The sequence below is a fragment of the Acinetobacter lwoffii genome (assembly GCF_024129355.1).
GTDB lineage: Bacteria > Pseudomonadota > Gammaproteobacteria > Pseudomonadales > Moraxellaceae > Acinetobacter > Acinetobacter lwoffii_I.
In genome coordinates this window covers 224,669-248,115 of sequence record NZ_JAMXXP010000002.1, presented here as the reverse complement: position 1 = coordinate 248,115, position 23,447 = coordinate 224,669, and the positions used below count along the sequence as shown (strand labels likewise).

The window sequence follows — 23,447 nt, the reverse complement described above, 5'->3', positions numbered from 1 at the left end:
ATTTAGGTTCCAGCGCCGCGAGGTGTGAGAGTTCGAGTCTCTCCGTCCCCACCATCATATTAAAGCAAGGCAAATGCCTTGCTTTTTTATTGCCTCAAATTTACTAAACAAAGAAAAGCCCATCGAAATGGGCTGAATAACTGGAGAATAGCGCTGTTGAATCAGTGGAAAGATTAATTTATTTTTCTTCTCTTAAATAGAAGCAATCAGGCTTTTAAATGATCTTCAAATTCCTCGCCTAACTGTAGTGCCAGAGCATTACCTGCCAGATCACAGGTCACCAGGCCATATTCTTTCTTGAAGCTGAAACTGAAACCACGATCATCCGCCAGGGTGCGTACCGAATATCCCAATTTTTCTAACCATAGTCGAAATGCAATCAAATTTTTCGCTTTAACCACTTTTTTCACGAGATCACTCCTTCATCATTGTTAAATCTTAAATAAGGGTGAAAAATTATCTTTTAAAGGGCAAATGCCTTTATTTAAATTAATTTAAATGAATTTGTGTATATAGTGAACATCGGTTGATTAAGAAAAAATCAATTTAAACGTTAAGTAAATGATTTTTATCATATTGAATAGGTTGTAACTAAATATTAAGTTTTTATAAGCTATAAATTTGGATAATTAATTTTCTAATTCAATAGCTTATTAGTGAAACAGGTTATTTCCTAATTTTATCAATCGTATGAAATAGAAAATTTCAGATCTAGAATGAGAAAATTAAAATCCAATCGACTTATTTATTAAAAGAATACCGGCTGCTGGTTTTCTGATCTTCAGCTCGATTTGCATGCTTTATACTGTCTGAAATGTAATTCTCAAACTGAATACCCGCACCATGACTGAATTAACCATTGAAGACTATGTGAATCAGCAAATTGAATTAATGCAGCAGCAGGGACTTGATCCGGTTGCTGTGATGTTGGGACATGAAGACTGGTTGAGCTTTAGTATTCAGTCGAAAGTGGCCTATACGCCTTTCGGCAGTGCCCGTCGTTATCAGCCTGCTTTAGGTGGCTTGCTACTGGTACGTATTGATGAAATGCAGGCGGTGCGTGTCGTGACTCAAGGTGAACTGGATGCTTATGCACAAAGTAACCAGATTCTTTAACATGGCTTTAGGCGACAGATACGTTGTCAGTTTTAGTAAATAGAATCCAAGAAACTAGTTACTGCTATCCTACATATCATCATTCGGGATCGACATGGCCAATGTCACTTTTAAATTTGTACGACAGAACTAATGTCATGCTCTGAAAGCAGACATTTTATTTCTATTTTGGTTTACATTTTAATTTTGAATAATGCCCATTATATTAAATGGGTGCAAATGAGAGAGGGTATTTAAATCTCACTTGTCAAAAATAGACAGTATAGACAGTGAATCGTTCATGAAGTACATGGTTAAATATCCCAATACTACAAGCCATATCAGGATAATAATTCCTGCTGCCCAACAGTTTATAGGCCTTTCAACTAAGGTTTCTGCAAGAATTCTACAATCATCTATAATGTTTTGTGGGGTAAGCTTGATAACTAATAAAATACCTAAAGGTACAATAATAATATCGTCTAAATACCCCAGTACGGGAATAAAATCTGGAATTAAATCAATTGGTGAGAAGGCATAGGCAGCAATAATTAAAGCTAAAAGCTTTACAGAATTGGGCGTTCGCTTGTCTTTTGCAATAAGCCAAACAACCAAGATGTCTTTTTTGATTGATTTAGCCCATTGTTTGATTCTTTGATACATAGCAAATATTAAAAGAACTATAGAGATTTAATCATAAGAGAGTTTTCTTAAAACAATATAGATTTTTATTATCCTATTACGATTTTCTAAAATTAACATAATACACGTTATCCGAAATTCTATTTTTTATTATATATAAATCATATCTTTATAGTTTTTAAAAAGCCCAATTCAAGTGAATTGGGCTTTTTAAATAATTTATTAGGTTCCATGCTGATTATTTAAGCAATGTTCCACGAATTTCTCCAATTTAAATCAATATCATCCTATTATTTATAAGTCATTATTTCATGTGTTGGAACTGAAATTAGTTCCTAAAAAATAGGAGACGTGGTTGATCATAAAAAAGGAAAAATGGCTCAGAAAGACATTTTTTAGATGGAGGATCAACGTGTTCCGACTTGTGCAAAAGTTGTACGTGCCTTTCAATGACATTCTATGCATCGCAAATGACAAATAAGTAAGTCGGCTGAAGCATTATCTTCAGCTTTGAATCCGGTTTAAAACTGATCTTTCAGGGTTCTTAAACGCTGGAATTCTTCCACGCTTTCTGCACGTAGAAAAGGATTGGTTTGCAATTCATCTTCAATACTACTTGGCAGTGTGCACTGGCCTAACATACGCAAACGCTCGATCTGCTCGAAGCGTTCCAGAATTGCCGAATTGTCCGGTTCAACGTGTTTGGCAAACTGTGCATTTGACAGAGTGTATTCATGAGTGCAATACACCTGCGTGCGCGGCGGCAAGGCAGCCAGACGGGACAGAGAATGATACATCTGTTCAAATGTTCCTTCAAAAACCCGGCCACAACCCATGGCAAATAAGGTATCGCCGCAGAACAGCACATCAATTGCATCAATAAAATAAACAATATGGCCGAGTGTATGCCCGGGTACAGCAATTACCTGGATATCTATTCCATGAAAATTAAACTGTTCTTCATGCTCAAGCGGATGGGTGATAAACGGAATTTTGCTTAGTTCTGCCCGTGGGCCATACACAGGCAGATTTTTTCCTTGGATTAACCCCGGCACACCGCCAATATGATCTTTATGCCAGTGAGTCAGCCAGATTTGACTTACAGTTAAACCGTGTTCGGCACAATAGTCTTGTACCAATTCTGCTTCGGTTGGATCAATCACAGCCACCTGATGCGACGCGGTATGTTCAAGCAACCAGATATAATTTTGCAGTGAATTCTGGACATCAATACAGTGAATTTTAAAAGGTATCATAACGCATCAGACCAAATGAGGATTATGGATAAAGTAGCATAATTTCGGATGCTCTGGGGCTTGTCGATATCATCTGATCATCCGCGATTACTTTCATTTATTCCAAATTTGAAAAATTTATAATTCCGGATCATCAATGCTCACCGCATTGCCGATGGTGTAAAAATGCCCGCCGGCTACATGATGAATACTTTTCCACTCTTCAGCCACTTCATGATAATGCCAGTGGCCGTCGCGGAAGACCCGATCATCGGCATAGGCTGCAATCACCTTGCCTATAAACAGGTCATGCATTTGCTGGTTATGCGGCTCAGGAATCAGCTCGCAGAGTATCCAGGCCGCACAGCCTTGTACTACAGGAATATCAGCATGAGGAAAATGAAATAGTTCTACTCCGGATTGTGCCAGTTTGTCCGGCACATCATGCAGGCTCTGCGTACCCAGACGATAGACCATATTCAGTTGTTTCAATGTTGGAATTTGCAGCGCGAAATAACCTGAATTTTCAATAATATTTCGGGTTTTGGTGCTTTTATCCAGAACCACAGTCACTTTTGCGGGGCTGAATTCCAATGCGCATGCCCAGGCTGCTGCCATAACATCTGTATCCTGCTGATCTTGAGCAGATACCAGTACAGTAGGGCCATGGGTAATCAGACGATAAGCTTTTTCTAAGGGAACGCTTTGAATATGGGAGTTTGTCATGCAGCACCATTTGCTCTATTTATTTACTAGGCCAGATTAATGAGATCATTAACATATTCAAGTTCATTCTTGCAAAAAAGCTTTTAAACTAGAGATCGTTATATTCAGGAATTCAAAAAATGAAAATGTACCAGGTCGATGCGTTTACCACGGAACTGTTTAAAGGCAATCCTGCAGCCGTGATTGTGCTGGATGAATGGCTCGAAGATGGTCTGATGCAAAATATCGCCTTGGAAAATAATCTGTCCGAAACGGCTTTTGTTAAAGTCATCGATAGCGATAATTATGCCATCCGCTGGTTTACGCCAACCAAGGAAGTGGATTTTTGTGGTCATGCGACATTGGCCAGCAGCTTTGTACTATTCAATCAATTTGATACGGGGAAAACGATTCATTTTCATGTAAAAGACTTAGGCATTTTTGTAGTCAATCAGGATGCAGATGGCAAGATCAGAATGAACTTTCCAGTTCGTCGTGCAGAGCCAGTTGCTGAATATCCTGAAGCTTTAAGACAGGCCTTGAGCAAACCGTTTAAACAGGTTTATCTGAACGCGCAGGGCTATATTGTTGAATATGAATCGGTACAGGATGTGCTGGATGAAACACCTGATTTTGAACTGTTGAAACAGTTGAATGGTAAGCGTACAGCCATTACTGCTCAGAATACCTTTCTAGACGTCGCGATCACCTCACAAGACATGCAATATGACTGTATTTCACGTTATTTTGCACCGAGTAATGGCATCAATGAAGATCCGGTAACCGGTTCGATTCACACCGGAATCGCGCCGCTGTGGGCCGAGAAACTCGGTAAAAATGAACTGGTCGCTTATCAGGCATCAGCACGTGGTGGGGTGCTGTATTGTGCTTTGCAAGATCAGGATCGAATTGAAATTTCCGGTTACGGCAAGCTATATATGCAGGCTGAAATTTATCTATAATTTTTATAATTACATAGATATACATGTCGTCAGGTGGGGCGGCATGTTATTTTGATGATTCGGCTTGGAATAGATTATTCAGAAAAAGAATCATTCTCTAAGATGGGCGCGAATAAAAATTTATATTTATAATTTGGATGAAGAATGTTGCTACGTTATAAAAATTTAAGTCTGGCTATTGTATTGTCTGGCTGTAGTGTACTAAGTTTTGCACAGCCTGTTTTGGTGAAAACGGAACAGAATATTGAAGAATACCGACTGGATAATGGACTGCGCATTATCCTGGCACCGAATGATAAAGAAAATAAGATTTTTATGAATACGGTCTATCTGACCGGTTCCCTAAATGATCCTCAAGGCAAGGGTGGTCTAGCGCATCTGCTGGAACATTTGGCCTTTAAAGGCACTGAAAATGTCAAAGGGGATGAATTCCAGCGTCGACTGGATCAATATACCCTGATGACCAATGCCAGCACTGATTATTACTCGACTAAATATACCAATGTGATCCGTCCTGAAAAAACTGCGCTGAGTGAAGTTATTTTGCTGGAAGCCGAACGCATGGACAAGCTGGTGCTTCAGGAAAAATATGTACCGACTGAAATTGATATTGTAAAACGCGAGCGTGAAATCCGGCTGGACCAGCCATTTTCGGTATTGATCGATCAGGTATTTAAATCGGCCTATGGTAATCAGTATTTAGGCCGTTTGCCGATTGGTGATCTGAATGAACTGCAATCTATCAATATGCAGGAACTAAACCGTTTTTACCGTCACTGGTATGCACCCAATAATGCCTTCATGGTGATTTCGGGTAAGTTTGATAAGGCAGAGGTATTAAAACAGCTGGATACGCATTTCAGTCCGATTCAATCCCGAAATGTACCAGCGCAAGTGAAAGTCCCAGCGCTTAAACCGGAACAGATCAAACAGCGTGAATTTACAGTAAAGAAAGGCAGTGATCTGGCTAGGTTTAATATTTATTTAAACCAATCAGAAGAAAATATTAAAACGGCTTTGGCTGTTTCGCCAACGCTCTATACTTTGCAACCGAGTGGACATCTCTATCAGAGCATGGTGGAAACTGGTAAGTCAACTGCGGTGCAATCCAGTACGTGGCTTGATAAAGACTTTAATCTGGTGTTTATGGGAGCAATCTATGCACCGAATCATCAGCCACAGGATATTGAACAAGGCCTGATTCAAGGCGTAGAACATAGTCAACCATTTACCGAAGCAGAACTGAACCGGGCTAAAAATCTGACCCGAAATCAGGCCGACAATATTAAAAATAGTGCGACTGCTTTGGGTTCACGTTTAAGCGATTATGCAGTGGCGTATTCGGGTGACTGGAACCAGTATTTTAAAGATCTAAACGCGATTCAAAACCTGAATGTGAATCACATCAATCAGGTCTATAAGAATTTTTTAAGACCTGAATACCGTATTTCTGGCAATATTTTACCGACACCGGAAGATCAGAAAAAAGCGCAGGAACTGGCACAAACAGAAGCACCGGCAAAAACTCTGGATCAACAGGCTGAAGCAGAAGAGCCACTGAAAGATGTTAGTGTTTATCAGGCTGAAGTGAAGCAATATGTACAGGAATCCAAGCAATATCTGTATAGCAAGGATCAGCAGATTCAGCGTGGCAAGTTGAAAAATGGCATTAAATATGCACTGTTTCCGACGAATACCCGCGATGACAAGGTTTATGCCACAATTTCACTGGATTTTGGTACCGCTCAAAGCCTGATGAATAAAGGCGAGATTCTGGACCTGACCGCTTATTTAATGTTGCGCTCATCGAAAACTCAAAGCTTGCAGCAGATTGCCGATAAAATTATTGAAGTAGGCGGTTCGGCGACTGCTGGTGCATCCGGTAATGGCCTGACCTTGCAGATCAGCGCCAAAAAAGAAAAGTTTGAAGAATTTTTCCAGTATGTGGTTGATGTGCTGAAAACGCCGGCATTTGAGCAAAGCCAGTTTGACTTGATCAAGGGGCAGACTTTATCCAGTCTGGATCGTCCTTATACTGAACCAGATACTGTGTCGAGCTTGACGATGGCGCGAACTCTCGAGATCTATCAGCCTGGCGATCTGCGTTTCCATTTCGAGCCGGAATTGGCCAAAAAACAGTATCAGAAAGCGACTCGCGAACAGGTTATGGCACTGTATCAGCAGTTTTTAAAAACCCAGCATGCGCAAATAGCGGTTACGGGCGAATTTAATCCGAAATCGATGCAAAATGTACTGAAAAACAGTTTTTCAGACTGGAAAGCTGCACAGCCTTATGAGCGTCTAAAATCGGAATATCGAAGCTACCCAGCCCAGAAAATTCATGCTTTGTCTGAGCAGCGTGAATTCGGGAGTTATCAGGCATTTATGAGCATGCCGGTCGGTGCTGATCATGCCGATGCACCTGCATTACAGGTATTTCGATATATTCTGGGTGATTCACAGCTGTCGTCACGACTGGCACAAGAGTTACGCGAGAAAAATGCACTAGTCTATGGTTTTAGTGCAGATGTGCAACTCGATGAATGGGCAGATGTGGGTGCAATGATGATTAGTGCCAATTATACGGCTGGAAAATCCGCACAGGTTTCTCAGGCAGTGCATAAGGTACTGAATGAACTGCTGACACGTGGCGTGACTGAACAGGAAGTGGAAGCGGCAAAAGCCAGTATCTTGAAACAGCGTTTAACTGCACTCGAGGATGATCGTCGTATTCACACTATGTTGATCCCACAGCTGGAAAAAGACCGTAATCTGGTTTACCGGGAAAAACGTGATCAGGCGATTGCTAAACTGAGTAAAGCCGATATTGATACCATGATTAAAAAATACATCAAGCCGGATCAGCTGGTTGAAGTGATGGCTGATCAGTACGGTAAGCAAGTTAAAACATCATAGTGTTGATAAAAAAATCCCCTCAAGTGAGGGGATTTTTGATTTTAGTTTTATGCTCTAGGTTGCTCTATGGCTAAAAATAATCCCTCCGATTATGCCCACAAGGATAGATAGGGGCAGACTCCAAACAGATATAATAAGAAGAAAAATCAATATTCCACAGCCAATCAAAGCTGAAACGAAAGCAATATCTCGATCAAAAGAATGATGGATCACCATTTGATAATAATAAGACGTTATCCAGCTTGAAATAATAGTGAGTAAAATACAAAGTCCTTTGCCTGAAGGCGTATTTAGACTGGAATCTGTTATCCAACTTAGCATGTCCTCATCTACTCAAAGTCGATAAAAACGTTTAGCATTTTCATAAAAAATCGACTTTAAGGCATTTTCATTGTAGTCCTGCACAATATCGCTAAAGGCATCAATAATGTTGGTGAGTGAGCTACTGACACTGTCCATTGGAAAGTTGGATGCAAACATCACGCGCCCAGAACCAAAACAGTCTAAAGTATGCTGGATCAAGGGAGTTGCACGTTCCACTAATTCCTGTTTACTTGCCAGCCGTTTCTGCGTGTGAAAATCATGTCCCAAGACTGGCATAAACAGACCAGACATTTTGGTCGATACATTTTTGCATTCGGCCAGTTCTGCCAACTGATCTTTCCAGTCTGCAAATATCTGGGTGCGATCTTGTTCGGTCTTGCCTGTAGCTTTGCTCACTTTGCCAAATAAACCTGCGGGCGTACCCAGATGATCCAGCACAATAGGGGTGTTTGGAAAGGCTTTGGCCAGCGCAGTAACATCCGCAATCTGGGTAGAGTACACCCAGGCATCAAAGCTTAAATCTTGCCTGGCCAGTTCTTCAAAGCCCTTCAGGAAATCTGTGTTGCGATAGAGATGCGGTTCATCGGTCCAGGCATGAATTCCTTTATCTGGATGTACTGCAGCCATTTTACGGATGCCCCGAAACTTGGGAGAAGCTTCGCGATGCAATTGAATCAACTGTTTAAAATTTTTCTGCCGCGGATCCGCCGTGGCGACAATTCCACCCAATTGGATAGTGTGCTGATCAAAAGGAAGCCCAGCGATAAAACGGGTTTCATTTACCACACCCGTACCTTTATGGTCATGCCAGCTGGCTTCAACATGCACAATCTGCTCTATTTCATAATGTCCTGCATCTTTCTTGTAATTTGCAGGCAGATAAGGTGCAGTCAGGTGCTGTGTCAGGCCAATGGTCTCAATGACGTCTCTGGGTTTCAACAGTCGAACCATTCTGTCTAGTAATTTGGGATGATTGCCGAACAGCTTTACCGCTAGCGCTGCCGCATGTGGGGTATTGTACGGATCCCATTGGTGGATATGAGGGTCAATGATCGGGAAGGGAAGTTGCTGCATGCTATGCCTTGTTTTCGTTTATTTATTATTCAATTTATATAGTGCTTAAATCACTTTAAAGTCAATATGATAAATGACAGCAAATAAAAAAAGCCCCGCGGGGCTTTTCGTATTTTAATCAATGATCATGCTTGTGATCATGGTTATGCTTGTTGGCATGAAACTCTTCATTGTGACGGAAACGTAAATAGTTTTCGAACTGTTCACAGTATTCATCATAGTTATCTTCCAGCATCATTTGAAATTGCTGCAAGATATAAGACATGACCTGATCTTTGGCATCGCGCATTTCATTCCCATCTTTAAAGTTATTCGCTGCCACCCAGGTATTGAAACGGGCAGTACCAAATAACATCGCCGCACTGACTTGACCGCGCTTATCGCTCGGTTTTTCCTGTGAGCCTTTTTCTACGCGACAAAACTCGTTGGCTTGTTGAATAAATTCATCAGCACGTTCAAAGAATGCCGCATTTAACGCTTCTTCTTCGGTTACATCGGTTGCTTCAATCTTTTGAACCATGAATTTGTTCCTAACACTAAAATCTCAATCGTTAATTATAGGCAAAGCCTTGCAGAAACTAAACCTTTGCCTTAATCTAAAAAATAGCCTAAGCATATAAAAGTGAATGCCATGCAGGATGCGATTGCAGTACAAAGCCTAAAAAGTGATATTGCCTTATTGCGCCAGAATATTTGGCCACCGGCAAATCTAGCCAATGTTGAAGGCTTGCCGATTTATTATGGCAGCCAGTCACAGGTAGATGAATACTATAGCCAGTGGCTCGGGCTGATTGAAAGGGCACAGGATCTGTTTCAGCCTTTTATGGAAGATGAAATCTTGGATGCGATCCATCTGCCGAGTCATTTAAACTTGCCGCTGTTTTATTTTCATGTTGACCGGATTCGCATTAATAAAACCCGCGCCAAGGAATCCAAAACTTTTCGTGGGGTCGCCAGCCTGATCGAAAAATGCGGCCAGTTCGAACCCGAGCAGATTGCAGCCATGCGGCAGTGGCTTGATAGTGACGATACTGCAGCTTTGGTGGCACACCGTGAATTTGTGGATTTACGCACTTATGTGTTTCAGCATGGCCAGAGCGAATATACGCGCACCCGTTTTTATGTGAATGGGATTGTGCTGAGTGTTGAGCCACATTTTGAACTGGTCGATGCACGCGATAAGCCACGCAAGCAACGCAGCGACAGTTATAACGATCCTCTGGCAGACAATAATACCTGGAAAGTATTCGGCAAATATCGCTAGCACAGTTTGACCAAGCCCGGTCTTACCAGAAGGGCTTGGTATTTTCTGCAAACTGCTGTAAACGCTCTGCTGCTTCGTTCGACAAACGCTGCTGTTCCGCACTTATCCAGCCTAGCACAAACCAGGCCTTGGCCTGTTGTTTGACATAAGGTCTAAATAATTCGTCTGCTACAAATAGGTCATTATAATGCCCGAGACTTTCCTGCAAGGGTTTTAAGGCTTTTAGATAGGCTTTAACCTCTTTTTCAGGAAATAAGCTTTGCAAGAATTCTACGTTATAGCGTAAGCGTTTGACCCGTTTGCGTGTGCGATGCCGGAATTCAATATCCAGTTCTTGATAGTTCTCGGCATCCTGACAGATTTGCTGATGCAGCTTGCTCAGGCCTTTACACAAAATTTTATGCGAAGACTTGGCTTTACCCTCTGTATTTTCTTGGCTAAAGCTGAATAGTTGCAGCATTAATTCTACTGTGGCAGGACTTCTGAACAGCGCACTGATATCTGGTTGTTTTTGTCGGTGTGGTGGTAATTTCAGTAAGGGTGAACCTGCTTTTTCCAGTTGTGGAATCAGGCTTTCTGCCAGGGCATCGCGATCTCGGGTGGAACCCAGTTGCTGAAAAATATCCCGCAGCTGTTCCGGCCATTCTGGCTGTATATGTTCAGTCACGGACTGGAAAATTTTAAAAGCACTGCGCAAACGTCGAATCGCAACACGTGCCTGATGCACATGATCACTATTATAATTTTCGGCAGCAATCGCCGTCGCATTTGGGAAAAGATGAGCCAGACAGTTGGCGACAATTTTTTGTAAAATCGTACTGATCTGATCTTTCTGTTCAAGCACTAAGGGAAGCTGATGCTGAACTGGCAGACTCTCTTCATCATGTAATAAGGCATAACCGCGTTCCGATTTGCTCCGTGTATCCAGCCACAAAGCATAACGCTGAACCCAGGGCTGAATGAAATCAATCAATTCACTCAGCTGGCCGGATTTAAGCTCAAATTCGACCTCATAAATATCGATGGCTTGATCATTGTGCCGAATTTCTCCGACATCAAAAGCAATCTCAATCTGGCTGTCCAGATGACTTTCTGTGAGTACATACCGTACGACATCTGTTTCAAATTGCAGAATAAGTGGTGTCTCCAGATCACCGATCGCCTGTTTCAGAATTTTTTTTGCCGGTTTATGTTTGCGATATAACTGAAAATCACAATGTTCCGGAGGACTTTTTAATTCATGCTCAAGTTCAAAACGTTCAAATTGTTGTTCGGTCGCTGCTTTCAGGGTTTGAATCCATTGCTGGTCTTCCAGACGTTGCCGCAGGGCAATCTGATGTTGTTGTAATTGCTGTGCTTCAGTATCAAAGTAGCGTGCACACAGACGATGCCGAGTCGGCTGAAGTTTCTGAATGTCCTGTTCAAATTGCACACGAGACTGTGGCGGAATCTGGAATTTGAGTTCTATTTCTGCCATCGGGTCATTCCTCCGCGATGTTGGTTTTATAGATTAATATAGCCCAAAGATCGGCAGGGGTGTGATGTGCTTCTGCAACAAAAAAGCACGCCAGAGAAGGCGTGCTTTGAGTTTTTCTTGTGATATTTATTTCAATATTTTTATTTCAGGAATTTACGACTGACCAAGAACTGTTCGGTCGCTTCAAGCAGTTTCTGCGCATAGACTTCCTGCTTGGCGGTCAGCCAGCCCAGCACAAACCAGTCACTTGCTTCCAGCTCGGTCTGCTGAATATAAACTGCAGAAGAGGCCAAAGTTTGATATTCACTGGCTGCCAGTTGAGCATCGTTCAGCGCTTTGCTGTATTTCTGCAAATTTTTGACATCATAGATCGTGGTTAAAATCGGAAAGCTGAATTTGAGCTCCTGAATCCGGCCCGACAATTGATCCAGACTTTCAAAATCAGTGATATCGGTCTGGTTCATTTGTTCCTGCAAAGCTTTATATTGCTGTTGCAAGGTAGTTTGAGCAGCAGTTTTCAAGTCCAGCGAGGCATGCTCATTTTCATTTAAACTGAACATCAGTAATTCCAGATAATGATGCACATTCTGGGTAGATTTGACCAGATTACCGAGTTTCTCCTGCGCATACAGAATATCTTTGCTCAGGTTTTCTGCCGTGGTGGGATTTTGCAGGAAGCCGGCCAAGCTGTTTTGCATATGCTGTAAATGTTGCAAATGTTCAAATTGCTGCTTAAAGGCCGCCAGTTGATGTGCCCATTTGTCCGAAAGCTGTGGATGCCAGTCTTTGAAGAGCAGCAAGGTCAGATATAAGTGATCCAGTGCCAGTCGTGCCTGATCAATATGTTCCTGCTCTGCAACCTGAGCTGCAATCGCCGCGATATTCGGCAATAAATGCTGCATCTGCTGTGCAATCAGACTGTACATGGTTTTACTGGCGCTGTCTTTTTTGCTGATCTGAAATTCTTTGCTAAGGGTCGCAGGACTGACGCGCTGTGAAGTGGCCAATAGATTGCCTATTTCAGCCTTGCTGCGTACATCGAGCCAGAGCTGGTATTTCTTGACCCATTCAAAACTAAACGCCAGTAGATGTTGAATTGAACCATTTTTAAGCTCGAACTCGACTTCATGTACTTCTTGCTCGGCCTCCTGTGTGCGGATATGCCCAATATCCAGGCTGACTTCGATCTGGGTATCTTCATAGTCAATCACCCTTAACGTACGGGAAATATCGGTTTCAAACTGGAGTTGGAGCTGGTCGAACTGATTGCCGAGCGCATTGCTGAGAATTACCCCGGCTTCTGGAAATTTTTTATAAATATCTAAATCCAGTTCAGGAGATGCGGTTAATTTCCCTAGATCATGATTATGTTCAAAGCGTTCGATATGGCTTTTTCCGGCCGCTTTTAGTGTTTGCACCCAACGTGTACCTTCCAGACGCTGACGCAGTGCCACCCCATGCCGGGCCAGTTGACGGTCGGTAGTATCATAATATTTGGCTTGAAGCTGGATCTGTTGAGACTTTTTCGGATCAAGTGCCTTGAGCAGCGCAGTGCGTCGTGCCACAGGAATTTGGAACTTGAGTTCAACTTCAACCATGATGATCATCCTATCTGTTCAGTGCAATTAAGTACTGAATCTTCACTTGAATAAGGTTTTAAAATGAGGCGGACAGCAGCCGCAATTATATTTTTAGATTTGTGCGCAGCAGATTGTAACCAAAATCAAAATGCATGTAAGACTTGACTGAGCATAAAAAGCTTAAACAGAAGTTTGAAACTTAGATTTCATCGGTTCATTTTAGGCTAAAACGATCGGATTCAGGCCTTCACGGGGATGTGCAAGATGCATTGAAGCGCGCATCAAAAGGCTGTTATTTGGCTAAAATATACGCTAAGGTAAAACAAAAAACGTCAGGATGATGACAGATGAATGTACAAGTACAACCAGAAAGTAAGAATGAGGTGATGGTTCAGCCCCAGATGCCGATTAAGAACTATCATGAATTTTATCGCTTCTATTTGACTGAGCATCGGCATATTATTAGCCGCCGTCTGCACGTGGCCGGCAGTAGCATCGGTTTATACTGTTTTGCCAAAGCCATTCGTCAAGGCAAGCCGCGATATTTTGCATATGGTTTACTCTCGGGCTATGCCTGTGCCTGGGTCGGTCATTTTATCTTTGAGCGCAATAAACCAGCCAGCTTCAAACAGCCTGTATATAGCTTTATCTCGGACTGGCGCATGTTTGCCGATGTCCTGCGTGGTAATATCAGTCTGATCGACCTTAAATACGATAAAATTTCCCGTTAAGCCAGAATGACTTTTATCGGAATGTGCCCACTTAAAGCATGAAATTTCGATAAAAGCCTTGCAAGTCTAGAATTATTATTCTAATAATTATGGTATTGCAGATTAGGTTTTTTGATCAACCATTATATTTTAATTAATACATCAGTTTTCCAAGCCTGGAGCGACCTTCTCCGGGCTTTTTTTATGCCTGTTTGCTACCAATAAATGTTCAAGATTTTGCTCATGCTATTGTGTAAATATTCATAGAAGAATTCATGTGGATTTGTGCTGAAAGTAAAAGATCCTTTCTGGCTTTGAAACGTTTTCCCACAAACGAATGACTCAAAACCAGAAAGGATCGGGTATTACAAACACAGGTATTTATTTTTCTGTTTATTTTCTGTGTCTAAGGCTATTTAAGACGCTTCGCGCCGATTGGGCTATCCCTGAAAATGGGTATTTTTAATATTAATTAATTTGAGTACGCTTGAGCCAGGCGAAAAAAAGACAAAAAAATCGCTCTTAGAATTTTGCAACTTCTCCACCAAGTTATCTGCAAAATCCTAAAAGCGTTTGTCGGAGGGCGTAAGCATTAACACGTTATAATTATTGTTATAAGGCGATTAAAACGCAGATTTGAAAGTCCGTATATCCCTGAAAATGGTGATATTTGAGATTTAATTGACAAATTGCGCTAAAAAACTGCAAATCTGTTGCTGCCCAGTCTTAGAAACAGCAAGATGGCGGCAATTAAACCGAGTTATGCCTATAATAGAGCCATCCTAGCAAGTGGCGAGCAAGATGCGCGGTTTATATTTAATTACCAATGATGATCCATTAGAGCTTTTATTAGCGAAGTTGGAAGGTGCAATGGCCAATGGTGGTGTTGCGGTCTTGCAATATCGCCGTAAAAAAGTGGCGAAAGAAGATCAAATTTACGAAATCGAGTACATGAAAGCCATGTGTGCTGAATATGGCGTACCTTTCGTGATTAACGATGATCTGGAAATGGCGGTTAAATACGGCGTGGGTGTGCATTTAGGCCAGGATGATGGTTCGATTGTCGACGCTGTTGCGCGTTTGCCTAAAGGCGTGTTGATTGGCCGTAGCTGTAATAACTCACTTGAGCTGGCTAAACAGGCCATTGCCGATGGTGCGAATTATGTGGCATTTGGAGCAATTTATGCGACTGATAGTAAACCTGAAGCGGGTAATATTGGTCTTGAAACCTTAAAACTGGCCAAAGAAAAATTGAACGTGCCTCTCTGTGCCATTGGTGGTTTAACGGTTGAAAATTCAAAGGATGTCATTGAGTCAGGTGCGGATTATTGCGCGGTGATTAGTGATATATTGGGACTTCCTATGAATGCCATTCCTGAACGTTTAGATGAATGGTCTGCGCTTTTTCAAGCTACAGCATAAAATTTTTTGATTGATTTAATTTTGAGTCGAGTGCCTTCATGAGCTTATCTCCAAAGCAAGAACAATTGTTCAAACAAGCCAATAAACATATCCCGGGTGGCGTCAATTCACCTGTACGCGCATTTAATAGTGTCGGTGGGACGCCGGTCTTTATCGAAAAAGCCCAAGGTGCGTATCTGTATGATGTCGATGGCAAACGCTATGTGGACTATGTAGGTTCATGGGGGCCGATGATTTTGGGTCATGCGCATCCAGCGATTATTAAAGCGGTTCAGGATGCCGCAGTAGACGGTTTGAGCTTTGGTGCGCCCACAGTTCATGAAACCACACTGGCAGACATTATCTGCGAGATCATGCCATCGATTGAGCTGGTTCGTATGACCAACTCAGGTACAGAAGCGACCATGACCGCGATTCGTTTAGCGCGTGGTTATACTGGCCGTGACAAGATTGTAAAATTTGAAGGCTGTTATCACGGTCATTCGGATTCATTATTGGTAAAAGCCGGTTCAGGTTTATTGACCAGTGGTGAAGGGGAAGCGACGTCGGCAGGCGTGCCAGCGGATTTTGCAAAACATACGCTGACACTTCCATATAACGACATCGCGACTTTAAAAGAATGCTTTGCCAAATTTGGTTCGGAAATTGCCGGCGTGATTGTTGAGCCAGTCGCAGGCAACATGAACTTGGTGAAACCAATTGACGGTTTCCTGCAAGCGATTCGTGATGTCTGTGATGAACATGGTTCAGTGTTTATCATTGATGAAGTAATGACCGGTTTCCGTGTCGGTTTGGGTGGTGCGCAAGCACATTATGGCGTTACTCCGGATTTAACCACTTTAGGTAAAATCATTGGTGCAGGTCTGCCAGTGGGCGCTTTTGGTGGTAAGCGTGAAGTGATGGAATGTATTGCACCACTGGGTAAGGTATACCAAGCAGGTACATTGTCGGGTAATCCACTGGCAATGCGTGCCGGTATCGAGATGTTCAAGCATTTACGTACCGAAGGTTTTTATGAAAAATTAACCGCACAACTCGAAAAATTGCTCGCCGGTTTACAAACTGCTGCTGATGAAGCCGGTATTCCGTTTAAGACCCAACAAGTGGGCGGTATGTTTGGTCTTTACTTTACCGATCAGGAAGATATTACTAGCTTCGACTCTATGCTGAAATGCGATGTCGATGCGTTCCGTAAATTCTTCCATGGCATGTTAAATCGTGGCGTAAACCTTGCACCCTCTGCTTTTGAAGCAGGATTTATTTCTGCTGCGCATAGTGATGAAGATATTGCTTACACGATTCAAGCGGCTAAAGAAACTTTTGCTGAGATGAAAGCGTAATACCTCTCCCAAACCCTCTCCTTAAAGGAGAGGGCTTTCATCTATCGAATAGAAATGAAAATTTAAAGACTTCCTCCAGTATTCTTGCGCTATATATGGCTCAGGCTTAGGGGGAATTACATTTAAAATTAGAGATCATTTTCATGCAAACCAAACATTATTTGACTTTAAGCGATGCGGAATTTTTATTAGATCAAGCCCATCAATATGCCATTCAGAACAGTTTTAATGTCAGTATTGCAGTCGTAGATGAAACGGGTAATTTGCTTGCGATGAAGCGTATGGATGGTGCAGCACCGATGACTGCAAATCTGGCCGTCGAAAAAGCCAAATGTTCTGCAATGAGTCGCCATCCCTCCAAACTGTTTGAGGATATTATCAAAGGTGGGCAAATGGGCTTCCTGACCATAGAATCATTTTCAGGAATGCTGGAGGGTGGTGAGCCAATTATGTACCAAGGGCAGTTGGTCGGTGCAATGGGTGTGTCGGGAGTGAAGTCGTTTGAAGATGCGGAGATTGCACAGGTAGCCATTGAGAAATTTTTGGCTAAGCAAAGCTAATCCAAAATAGAAATTGATCAGCTTAATTTAATAAAATCATCCAAAAATGTTCCAAAATGAAGCGTGGAACGTGAAATATCAACTAAAAAGCCCAATCGCTAATGATTGGGCTGCCTATATAAAATAAAGTTATGATTTAAAAAGGAAATCAAAATAATTTCGTATAACGTGTATTATGTTAATTTTAGATAGACTTACAGCTATAATCCAAAAATAAAATTCAAGGGTATAGAGTTAACCTCTTAACAAATTCGTATAACAGTAATTCTAATTGTTAACTAAATTACATACTTCATTTTTTGTTGTGTTCAAAATAAGGCTAAAATCACTACTAGAACCACCTGAACCTGTACTCATTGAATGAATAGCATAAGTTGGTTTTTTCCCATTTGCTGTTAACAAATAAGCTTTTTTATAATTTGAACCACTTCCAGTATCATCTCGGCAAATCATTTTACTATTAACACCAACATTTTTTAATGATCTTATTGGATTGAAATCACAATTGTCGTAACTTATTCCAAAGCATTGGTATGAATCGATAATATCAATATCTGGTAAGTTTGGATGAAATTGTATTTCTGTTACACCAAATTTAGCCATTTTACCTAAGTAAATAACTGACCAAGGCAATTCATATTTTCTATCTTGTAAATAGGTTGTTTGTACCCCTAACACATTTGATCTAAAAACACCTTTACGTACAGTCTCAATAGAGCCATCTTCAAATTGTTTTTCGGTATAGGGTTTATGAAGCCAAATTATAGATGGATTGTTAGATTTATAGTCCCACCATATCGCAGATATATTTGAGTTAGGTAAAAAGCTCTTTATAACAGATCCAATTTCTTGCATTTTCAATTTTTCTAACCCTTTATGAGTTAGTGGTAAATTATCTATTGCAAATGCAGAACTAGAACTACACAGTGTCATTAGGAAAATATATTGCTGTTTCATTATTATCTAAAACCTAAGGAGTAGAAAACTATTATATCCTTTAAAAATTAATACTCAGCTGTTTTATATAAATAATTATTTGAAATTTCATCAAACTCTAAGCCTATTTAACATACTGGCCATTATGCGGAATTGACACGATAAACATTGGTGAAATCAAAGTGTTTTTCAAATCGATGCTAAACTAAAATAGCATGAATCATCATGCTATTTTGTATTTATAAGAGCCTCCCATGCTGTACTCTATGCCCAAAAAAATCCAACTCGCACCCTCCCAAGCCAAATGGCAGCTTGCATCAAATGAATCTGTTTTGGTTTTAGTGGGATTACAAAATTTAAGGATGATGGCAGGAATACAAGACAGCGACCTAATGAGTCATCTGATCCAGATCAACAATAAAGCCAAAGCACTCGATATTCCGATTGTTGACTTATATGGTGATGACCTGATGCAAGGCATGCAGCAATTGGGAGAATATGCCTCAACGCATCCGCAGCTAATTTTTGCCGGGCAGGTCACACCAATGCTGAAACAGATTTTACCGCATCTGCAAAGTGTCACCGAGCAAATCTGTGTAGTTGATGATGCAATTTTATTATCAAATCAAGATCAGCATATTCAGTGGATTGAAAATATTTCGGCACAGGGGATACATCACTTAAATACCTATAGCCTGACTCGCTTATGGGATTTAAGCGCACCTTCCGAATATGTCTTATCGAGCAAAGGTATCATGCTGGCGGTCGCTGAACAGCTGGATATGGATGCCTTGGAAATTGATCCCTATGTCGACTTAAAAAACTATGGATTGGACTCCGTAGCCGTAGTGAGTCTAGTCGGTATATGGCGTGCACATGGTGCCAATATCCGTTATGAAGATGTGCTAAAACATCCGTCTTTGCACGAATTGGCAAGCTTCATTTTAAAATCCTCAGGTTGATGCGCTGCGATTGAGCAATTTTATGCGCTAAATCGGAAATTTCATCGTCATTTACATAAATGCGCATTGTAATTATTGGCTAAGCTTTTTATCATTGCCGCCTTGTTTTTCACGATCAGCCTGGGATTGAACTTTGAGTAATTTTCTAACCGAACATCTGATACATCGTGATGACGATTTCATGGTCATCCACAAACCTGCAGGTTTACTCACAGTTCCCGGTAAAACAGAAGACTTACAAGATTGCCTGATCAACCGTCTGGTCAAATTAGAACCCAAAACTTTACTGATTCATCGACTGGATCGCGATACATCCGGCATTTTGGCCTTTGGTCTGAGCAAATGGGGACAAAAAACCATTTCCCGTCAGTTTCAGGAGCGCCAGACCGATAAAACCTATCAGGCTGTGGTTGCCGGTACACTCGAAGGTGAAGGTACTATTGAAGTGCCAGTCGTGTATGATCCAAGCCGTCCCCCCTTACATATCGCAGATCCCGCACATAATAAGCCGGCCATCACGCATTGGCAGGCGATCGAACATTTTAATATTCAGGGACAGCCTGTGACTCGGGTAAAACTGACCCCAATTACCGGCCGTTCACATCAGCTACGGGTGCATATGCAATATCTCGGACATCCGATTATTGGCGATACCTTATATGCGACATCCGAACAGCAACAGCTCAGCTCGCGTTTATGTTTACACGCGGAACGTTTGAGTTTTTATCATCCTCAAACAGAGCAGTTGGTCGAATTTTATTGTCCGGCGCCGTTCTAGGAAATACTTCTTTAATCGGCGTGAACTATGCTCACTTTTTAGTGGGCTTTATGTCAAAATACATTGCTTGAAGGTGTGGAATTTTGCTCCAATGACGTTTCGTGATTGAGCCTAATATTCATAATCTTGTACTTAAGATAAAGGTGGAAAAATTGCAGCAATTTGCTATTGGTCAACGTTGGTTATCAGATACTGAAACAGAACTCGGTTTAGGCGTTCTTATTGATGTTGATGAGCGGTCGGTCAGCATTTTATTCCCGAAAAGCGATGAAACCCGCGTCTATGCACGCAGCAATGCACCCTTATCTCGTATCGTATTTAATGTGAAAGATGAATTACAGGATCAGGAAGGGACCAAGTGGATTGTAGAATCCGTTGAAGACCGGAATGGCGTGGTGCGTTATCATGTTGTTCGTACTCTGGAAGATAGAACTGAAGAACGTAAATCGCTGAATGAAACCCGTATTGGTGCAACCATCCAGCTGTCTAAGCCTTTAGACCGTTTATTGGCCAGTCAGGTCGATTATAAAGAATGGTATGACCTGCGTATTGAAGCACTGCTGATGCAGGCCAATATGCAAAGCAGTCCACTGCGTGGTCTGGTGGGTTCACGTGTCGGTCTGATTCCGCATCAGCTTTATATTGCGCATGAAGTTGGTCAGCGTTTTGCACCGCGTGTATTACTGGCCGATGAAGTGGGTCTAGGTAAAACTATTGAAGCGGGTCTGATCATCCATCAACAGCTGAAAACCGGCCGTTCTGAACGCATCCTGATTTTAGTACCGGATTCACTGCAATATCAGTGGATGATCGAAATGCGCCGTCGTTTTAATCTTGAGTTTTCGCTGTTTGACTTGACCCGTACTGCATCGATCAAAGAACATGATCCTGAACAAAACCCATTCCTGACCGAACAAAAAATTATTGCCTCTGTCGATTTGATGGTCGACCATGAAGATCTGCGTGAACAGGCACTTGAAGCAGGTTTCGACTTGCTGGTGGTCGATGAAGCACATCATTTGATGTGGAGCGAAGAAGATGGCGGCAATGACCGTTATGATCTGGTCGAAGAGCTGGCTGAACATACGTCGGGTGTATTGTTATTGACGGCGACACCTGAACAGCTCGGTGTAGAAAGTCACTTTGCACGCCTGCGTTTGCTTGATCCGCAACGTTTTAATTCACTGGATCGTTTCCTCGATGAAGAAGCGCAATATCAGCATACGGCTAAAATTGCAGAAGTGCTGATGTCAGACATGCCGCTAGAAGCTGAACATTTCACTGCGATTGAGGGCTTGTTAGGTCATCCGATTGAAGACCATCCTGAGCAGCGTTTCCGTGCCATTCATGAGCTTTTAGACCGTCATGGTACAGGCCGTATCCTGTTCCGTAATACGCGTGAAGCGATTCAAGGTTTCCCGGGCCGTGACTGTCAGCCAGCGCCATTACCGGCACCAGAACATTGGTCGAAAGACGGTAAATTACGTGAGCAAATGTGGCCTGAAGAAGCTCAGCTCGATGGCGCATGGATGGAAACTGATCCACGCGTGATGTGGCTGATGGAACGTTTGCGTACCGATCTCAAACACAAAAAAGTCCTACTGATTGCGCGTAGCGGGCCAGTAGTAGAAGCACTGGAAAATGTACTTCGCTTACATGCCGGTATTCGTACCGCAATGTTCCATGAAGGCATGAGCTTATTAGAACGTGACCAGGCCGCAGCTTATTTTGCTGAAGATTCGTATGGCGCGCAGATTCTGCTTTGTTCGGAAATCGGTTCAGAAGGACGTAACTTCCAGTTTGCCTCTGATCTGATTCTGTTCGATTTACCTGCGAACCCGGATGTGCTGGAACAGCGTATTGGTCGTCTGGATCGTATCGGTCAGGAAAACCGCATTCAGATTCACGTGCCTTATCTGGTGGGAACTGCACAAGAACGTATGTTCCGCTGGTATAACGAAGCTTTGAATATTTTCAGCAATATTTCTCCAACTGCACAGACCTTGCAAGAAAATTTTATTGTTCGCTTAAAAGACTGTCTATTGGCAGACAAAGGTCAAGAGTTTGAAGACCTGCTGGAAGAAGTCAGCGTGCAACGTGAAGCGCTGGAAGCTGAATTGCAGGAAGGTCGAGACCGTTTGCTTGAGTACAACTCTTGTCGTCCGGTGGTGGCACAGGAAATTGTTAACGCGCTTGAAGACTATGATGACAATACCACTTTGCCAATGTTCATGAAGCGCTTTATGGCGTCTACGAATATCGACTTTGATGAGCAAAGTAACGGTACAGTGATCATCAAGCCAACCGATCAAATGCAGGTTCAAGGTTTGACGTTGGATGAAGAAGGGATTACAGCGACTTTCTATCGTGATCAGGCACAAATCCGCGAAGATGCGCAATACCTGACACTGGAACATCCATTCACTGAAAGTGTGATGGAAATGATCAATACGCAAGGCTTTGGTAGCACTAACGTTGCGGTACTAAAATCTGCAGCACTGCCACAGGGTTCGGTATTACTTGAAGTATGGTTCAAGGTCGATGTGGTGGCTCCGAAAGCATTGAACTTGCCGTCTAGCTTGCCGCAACAGTTGATTCGTGTCTTGCTCAGTGAAAAAGGTCAGGATCTATCACAAAAGATTGCACCAGAAATCCTGAAACCGTACTTGCATCATTTAGATGGCAATAGTTGCCGTCAGGTGGTGAAAGCACGTCGTGATGTGATTGAAGCACGTTATCAGCAAGCGCTTGAACTGGCACGCAGTGCATTGCCTGGCTTCAAGCAGCAAGCCAAAGAAGTGTATGGCAATAAATGGCAATATGAAATTGATCGCCTGACCTATCTGAAACAGTTCAATCCAAGTATCCGTGAAGATGAAATTGCACGTTTACAAAAGTTGCAGAAAGAAGGTTTAAGCCTGCTGGATGGTCTATCGGTAACACCGGAAGCAATTCAGGTGATGGTCGTGGTCAAGCCTTAAGCTTTAAATCATTAAAAAATGCAGCTTTCGGGCTGCTTTTTTTATGGGCAAAATCCGGGTTTATTATTTTTTTGGTCGGAGAATGCTGGTCTGTTATTTTCCTCCTGTTTAAAATTAGGCTACTGAATAATAAGAATGACAAAGTATGTCAAAAGCACTGATTACCCTTGGCACAAAGACCAGTCATGGCGGCATGGTGACTGAATGTGAACTCTCTTTTTTGATCAATGGTATTGCCGTGCATTTAAATGGTATGAAGCATTATTGTCCCAAATGTCAGACTATGGTCACCGCAATTTCCAGCAATTTGTCTATTACTGTCAAAGGACGGGCAGTGGTCATCGCGGGGGATAAGGCCAGTTGCGGCGCGACTTTTCTACCGATGCAACATTTGACTGTATCGCAGAAATAGACTTTAAATTCTGAAGGAATACAGAGAAATGACTTTGAGGTCATGCTTTGAGCATTTTTGCGCTGCCGAATA

The 23,447-nt window shown here is 42.1% G+C and carries 21 protein-coding genes; 12 read left to right on the top strand and 9 right to left on the bottom strand.

Annotation, left to right across the window (positions count from 1 at the left end; genetic code table 11):
* Positions 1-206: 206 nt before the first annotated feature.
* Positions 207-410: a hypothetical protein gene (locus NI468_RS02650; protein ID WP_004280022.1), complete on the bottom strand. Its 204-nt coding sequence runs from the start codon at positions 408-410 to the stop codon at positions 207-209.
* A 433-nt stretch (positions 411-843) separates the two neighbouring features.
* Here NI468_RS02650 and NI468_RS02645 point away from each other — a divergent pair, with 433 nt between their 5' ends.
* A complete protein-coding gene (locus NI468_RS02645) occupies positions 844-1,116 on the top strand; it encodes a hypothetical protein (protein ID WP_213687141.1) in 273 nt (90 codons plus the stop codon).
* 240 nt (positions 1,117-1,356) lie between these two features.
* Here the strand turns inward: NI468_RS02645 and NI468_RS02640 are convergent, their stop codons facing one another.
* The 3 genes from NI468_RS02640 to NI468_RS02630 all read right to left on the bottom strand — a co-directional run bounded on the left by NI468_RS02640 (position 1,357) and on the right by NI468_RS02630 (position 3,698).
* A complete protein-coding gene (locus NI468_RS02640; RefSeq protein WP_005246728.1) occupies positions 1,357-1,758 on the bottom strand; it encodes a YkvA family protein in 402 nt (133 codons plus the stop codon).
* 500 nt (positions 1,759-2,258) lie between these two features.
* The gene (gene gloB, locus NI468_RS02635; protein WP_253099679.1) at positions 2,259-2,993 is read right to left on the bottom strand and encodes a hydroxyacylglutathione hydrolase; all 735 of its coding nucleotides are present in this window, start codon (positions 2,991-2,993) and stop codon (positions 2,259-2,261) included.
* Positions 2,994-3,110: 117 nt separating this feature from the next.
* A complete protein-coding gene (locus NI468_RS02630; protein ID WP_253099676.1) occupies positions 3,111-3,698 on the bottom strand; it encodes a flavin reductase family protein in 588 nt (195 codons plus the stop codon).
* 119 nt (positions 3,699-3,817) lie between these two features.
* On the opposite strand from NI468_RS02630, the gene NI468_RS02625 reads away from it, so the two are divergent.
* Positions 3,818-4,639, top strand: a complete 822-nt coding sequence (locus NI468_RS02625) for a PhzF family phenazine biosynthesis protein (RefSeq protein WP_253099673.1) — start codon at positions 3,818-3,820, stop codon at positions 4,637-4,639.
* A 144-nt stretch (positions 4,640-4,783) separates the two neighbouring features.
* Positions 4,784-7,555, top strand: a complete 2,772-nt coding sequence (locus NI468_RS02620; RefSeq protein WP_253099670.1) for a M16 family metallopeptidase — start codon at positions 4,784-4,786, stop codon at positions 7,553-7,555.
* 333 nt (positions 7,556-7,888) lie between these two features.
* Here NI468_RS02620 and NI468_RS02615 read toward each other — a convergent pair whose 3' ends face one another.
* Together NI468_RS02615 and NI468_RS02610 are read right to left on the bottom strand one after the other, a co-directional pair.
* Complete coding sequence (locus NI468_RS02615) at positions 7,889-8,953, bottom strand: amidohydrolase family protein (RefSeq protein WP_253099667.1); 1,065 nt, start codon at positions 8,951-8,953, stop codon at positions 7,889-7,891.
* Between the two features lie 118 nt (positions 8,954-9,071).
* Entirely contained in the window at positions 9,072-9,473 is a 402-nt protein-coding gene (locus NI468_RS02610; protein WP_004280011.1) for a DUF3144 domain-containing protein, read from the bottom strand.
* A 111-nt stretch (positions 9,474-9,584) separates the two neighbouring features.
* On the opposite strand from NI468_RS02610, the gene NI468_RS02605 reads away from it, so the two are divergent.
* On the top strand, positions 9,585-10,217 hold the full coding sequence (locus NI468_RS02605) for a hypothetical protein (RefSeq protein WP_004280010.1): 633 nt from the start codon (positions 9,585-9,587) through the stop codon (positions 10,215-10,217).
* A gap of 22 nt (positions 10,218-10,239) precedes the next feature.
* Here NI468_RS02605 and NI468_RS02600 read toward each other — a convergent pair whose 3' ends face one another.
* Together NI468_RS02600 and NI468_RS02595 are read right to left on the bottom strand one after the other, a co-directional pair.
* Entirely contained in the window at positions 10,240-11,694 is a 1,455-nt protein-coding gene (locus NI468_RS02600; protein ID WP_253099664.1) for a CYTH and CHAD domain-containing protein, read from the bottom strand.
* 140 nt (positions 11,695-11,834) lie between these two features.
* Positions 11,835-13,292, bottom strand: a complete 1,458-nt coding sequence (locus tag NI468_RS02595; protein WP_253099661.1) for a CYTH domain-containing protein — start codon at positions 13,290-13,292, stop codon at positions 11,835-11,837.
* A 329-nt stretch (positions 13,293-13,621) separates the two neighbouring features.
* On the opposite strand from NI468_RS02595, the gene NI468_RS02590 reads away from it, so the two are divergent.
* The 4 genes from NI468_RS02590 (at position 13,622) to NI468_RS02575 (ending at position 17,306) form a co-directional block, all read left to right on the top strand.
* On the top strand, positions 13,622-14,005 hold the full coding sequence (locus NI468_RS02590) for an Mpo1-like protein (RefSeq protein WP_044109647.1): 384 nt from the start codon (positions 13,622-13,624) through the stop codon (positions 14,003-14,005).
* A gap of 780 nt (positions 14,006-14,785) precedes the next feature.
* Complete coding sequence (gene thiE / locus NI468_RS02585; RefSeq protein ID WP_005107266.1) at positions 14,786-15,406, top strand: thiamine phosphate synthase; 621 nt, start codon at positions 14,786-14,788, stop codon at positions 15,404-15,406.
* 38 nt (positions 15,407-15,444) lie between these two features.
* Positions 15,445-16,746 (top strand): glutamate-1-semialdehyde 2,1-aminomutase, encoded by a 1,302-nt coding sequence (gene hemL / locus NI468_RS02580; RefSeq protein WP_004280005.1) that lies wholly within the window; start codon positions 15,445-15,447, stop codon positions 16,744-16,746.
* A 143-nt stretch (positions 16,747-16,889) separates the two neighbouring features.
* Positions 16,890-17,306 carry a GlcG/HbpS family heme-binding protein gene (locus tag NI468_RS02575; RefSeq protein ID WP_253099657.1) on the top strand — a complete coding sequence of 139 codons (417 nt, stop codon included), beginning with the start codon at positions 16,890-16,892 and terminating at the stop codon, positions 17,304-17,306.
* Positions 17,307-17,573: 267 nt separating this feature from the next.
* Here NI468_RS02575 and NI468_RS02570 read toward each other — a convergent pair whose 3' ends face one another.
* Positions 17,574-18,263 (bottom strand): hypothetical protein, encoded by a 690-nt coding sequence (locus tag NI468_RS02570; RefSeq protein WP_253099653.1) that lies wholly within the window; start codon positions 18,261-18,263, stop codon positions 17,574-17,576.
* Positions 18,264-18,496: 233 nt separating this feature from the next.
* Between NI468_RS02570 and NI468_RS02565 the strand changes: the two genes are divergently transcribed.
* The 4 genes from NI468_RS02565 (at position 18,497) to NI468_RS02550 (ending at position 23,375) form a co-directional block, all read left to right on the top strand.
* Positions 18,497-19,204: a phosphopantetheine-binding protein gene (locus NI468_RS02565; RefSeq protein ID WP_253099649.1), complete on the top strand. Its 708-nt coding sequence runs from the start codon at positions 18,497-18,499 to the stop codon at positions 19,202-19,204.
* Between the two features lie 133 nt (positions 19,205-19,337).
* Complete coding sequence (locus NI468_RS02560) at positions 19,338-19,982, top strand: RluA family pseudouridine synthase (protein WP_253099646.1); 645 nt, start codon at positions 19,338-19,340, stop codon at positions 19,980-19,982.
* 143 nt (positions 19,983-20,125) lie between these two features.
* Complete coding sequence (rapA, locus tag NI468_RS02555; protein WP_253099643.1) at positions 20,126-22,963, top strand: RNA polymerase-associated protein RapA; 2,838 nt, start codon at positions 20,126-20,128, stop codon at positions 22,961-22,963.
* Positions 22,964-23,108: 145 nt separating this feature from the next.
* Positions 23,109-23,375 carry a PAAR domain-containing protein gene (locus tag NI468_RS02550; protein ID WP_004646645.1) on the top strand — a complete coding sequence of 89 codons (267 nt, stop codon included), beginning with the start codon at positions 23,109-23,111 and terminating at the stop codon, positions 23,373-23,375.
* The last annotated feature ends 72 nt before the right edge of the window (positions 23,376-23,447 follow it).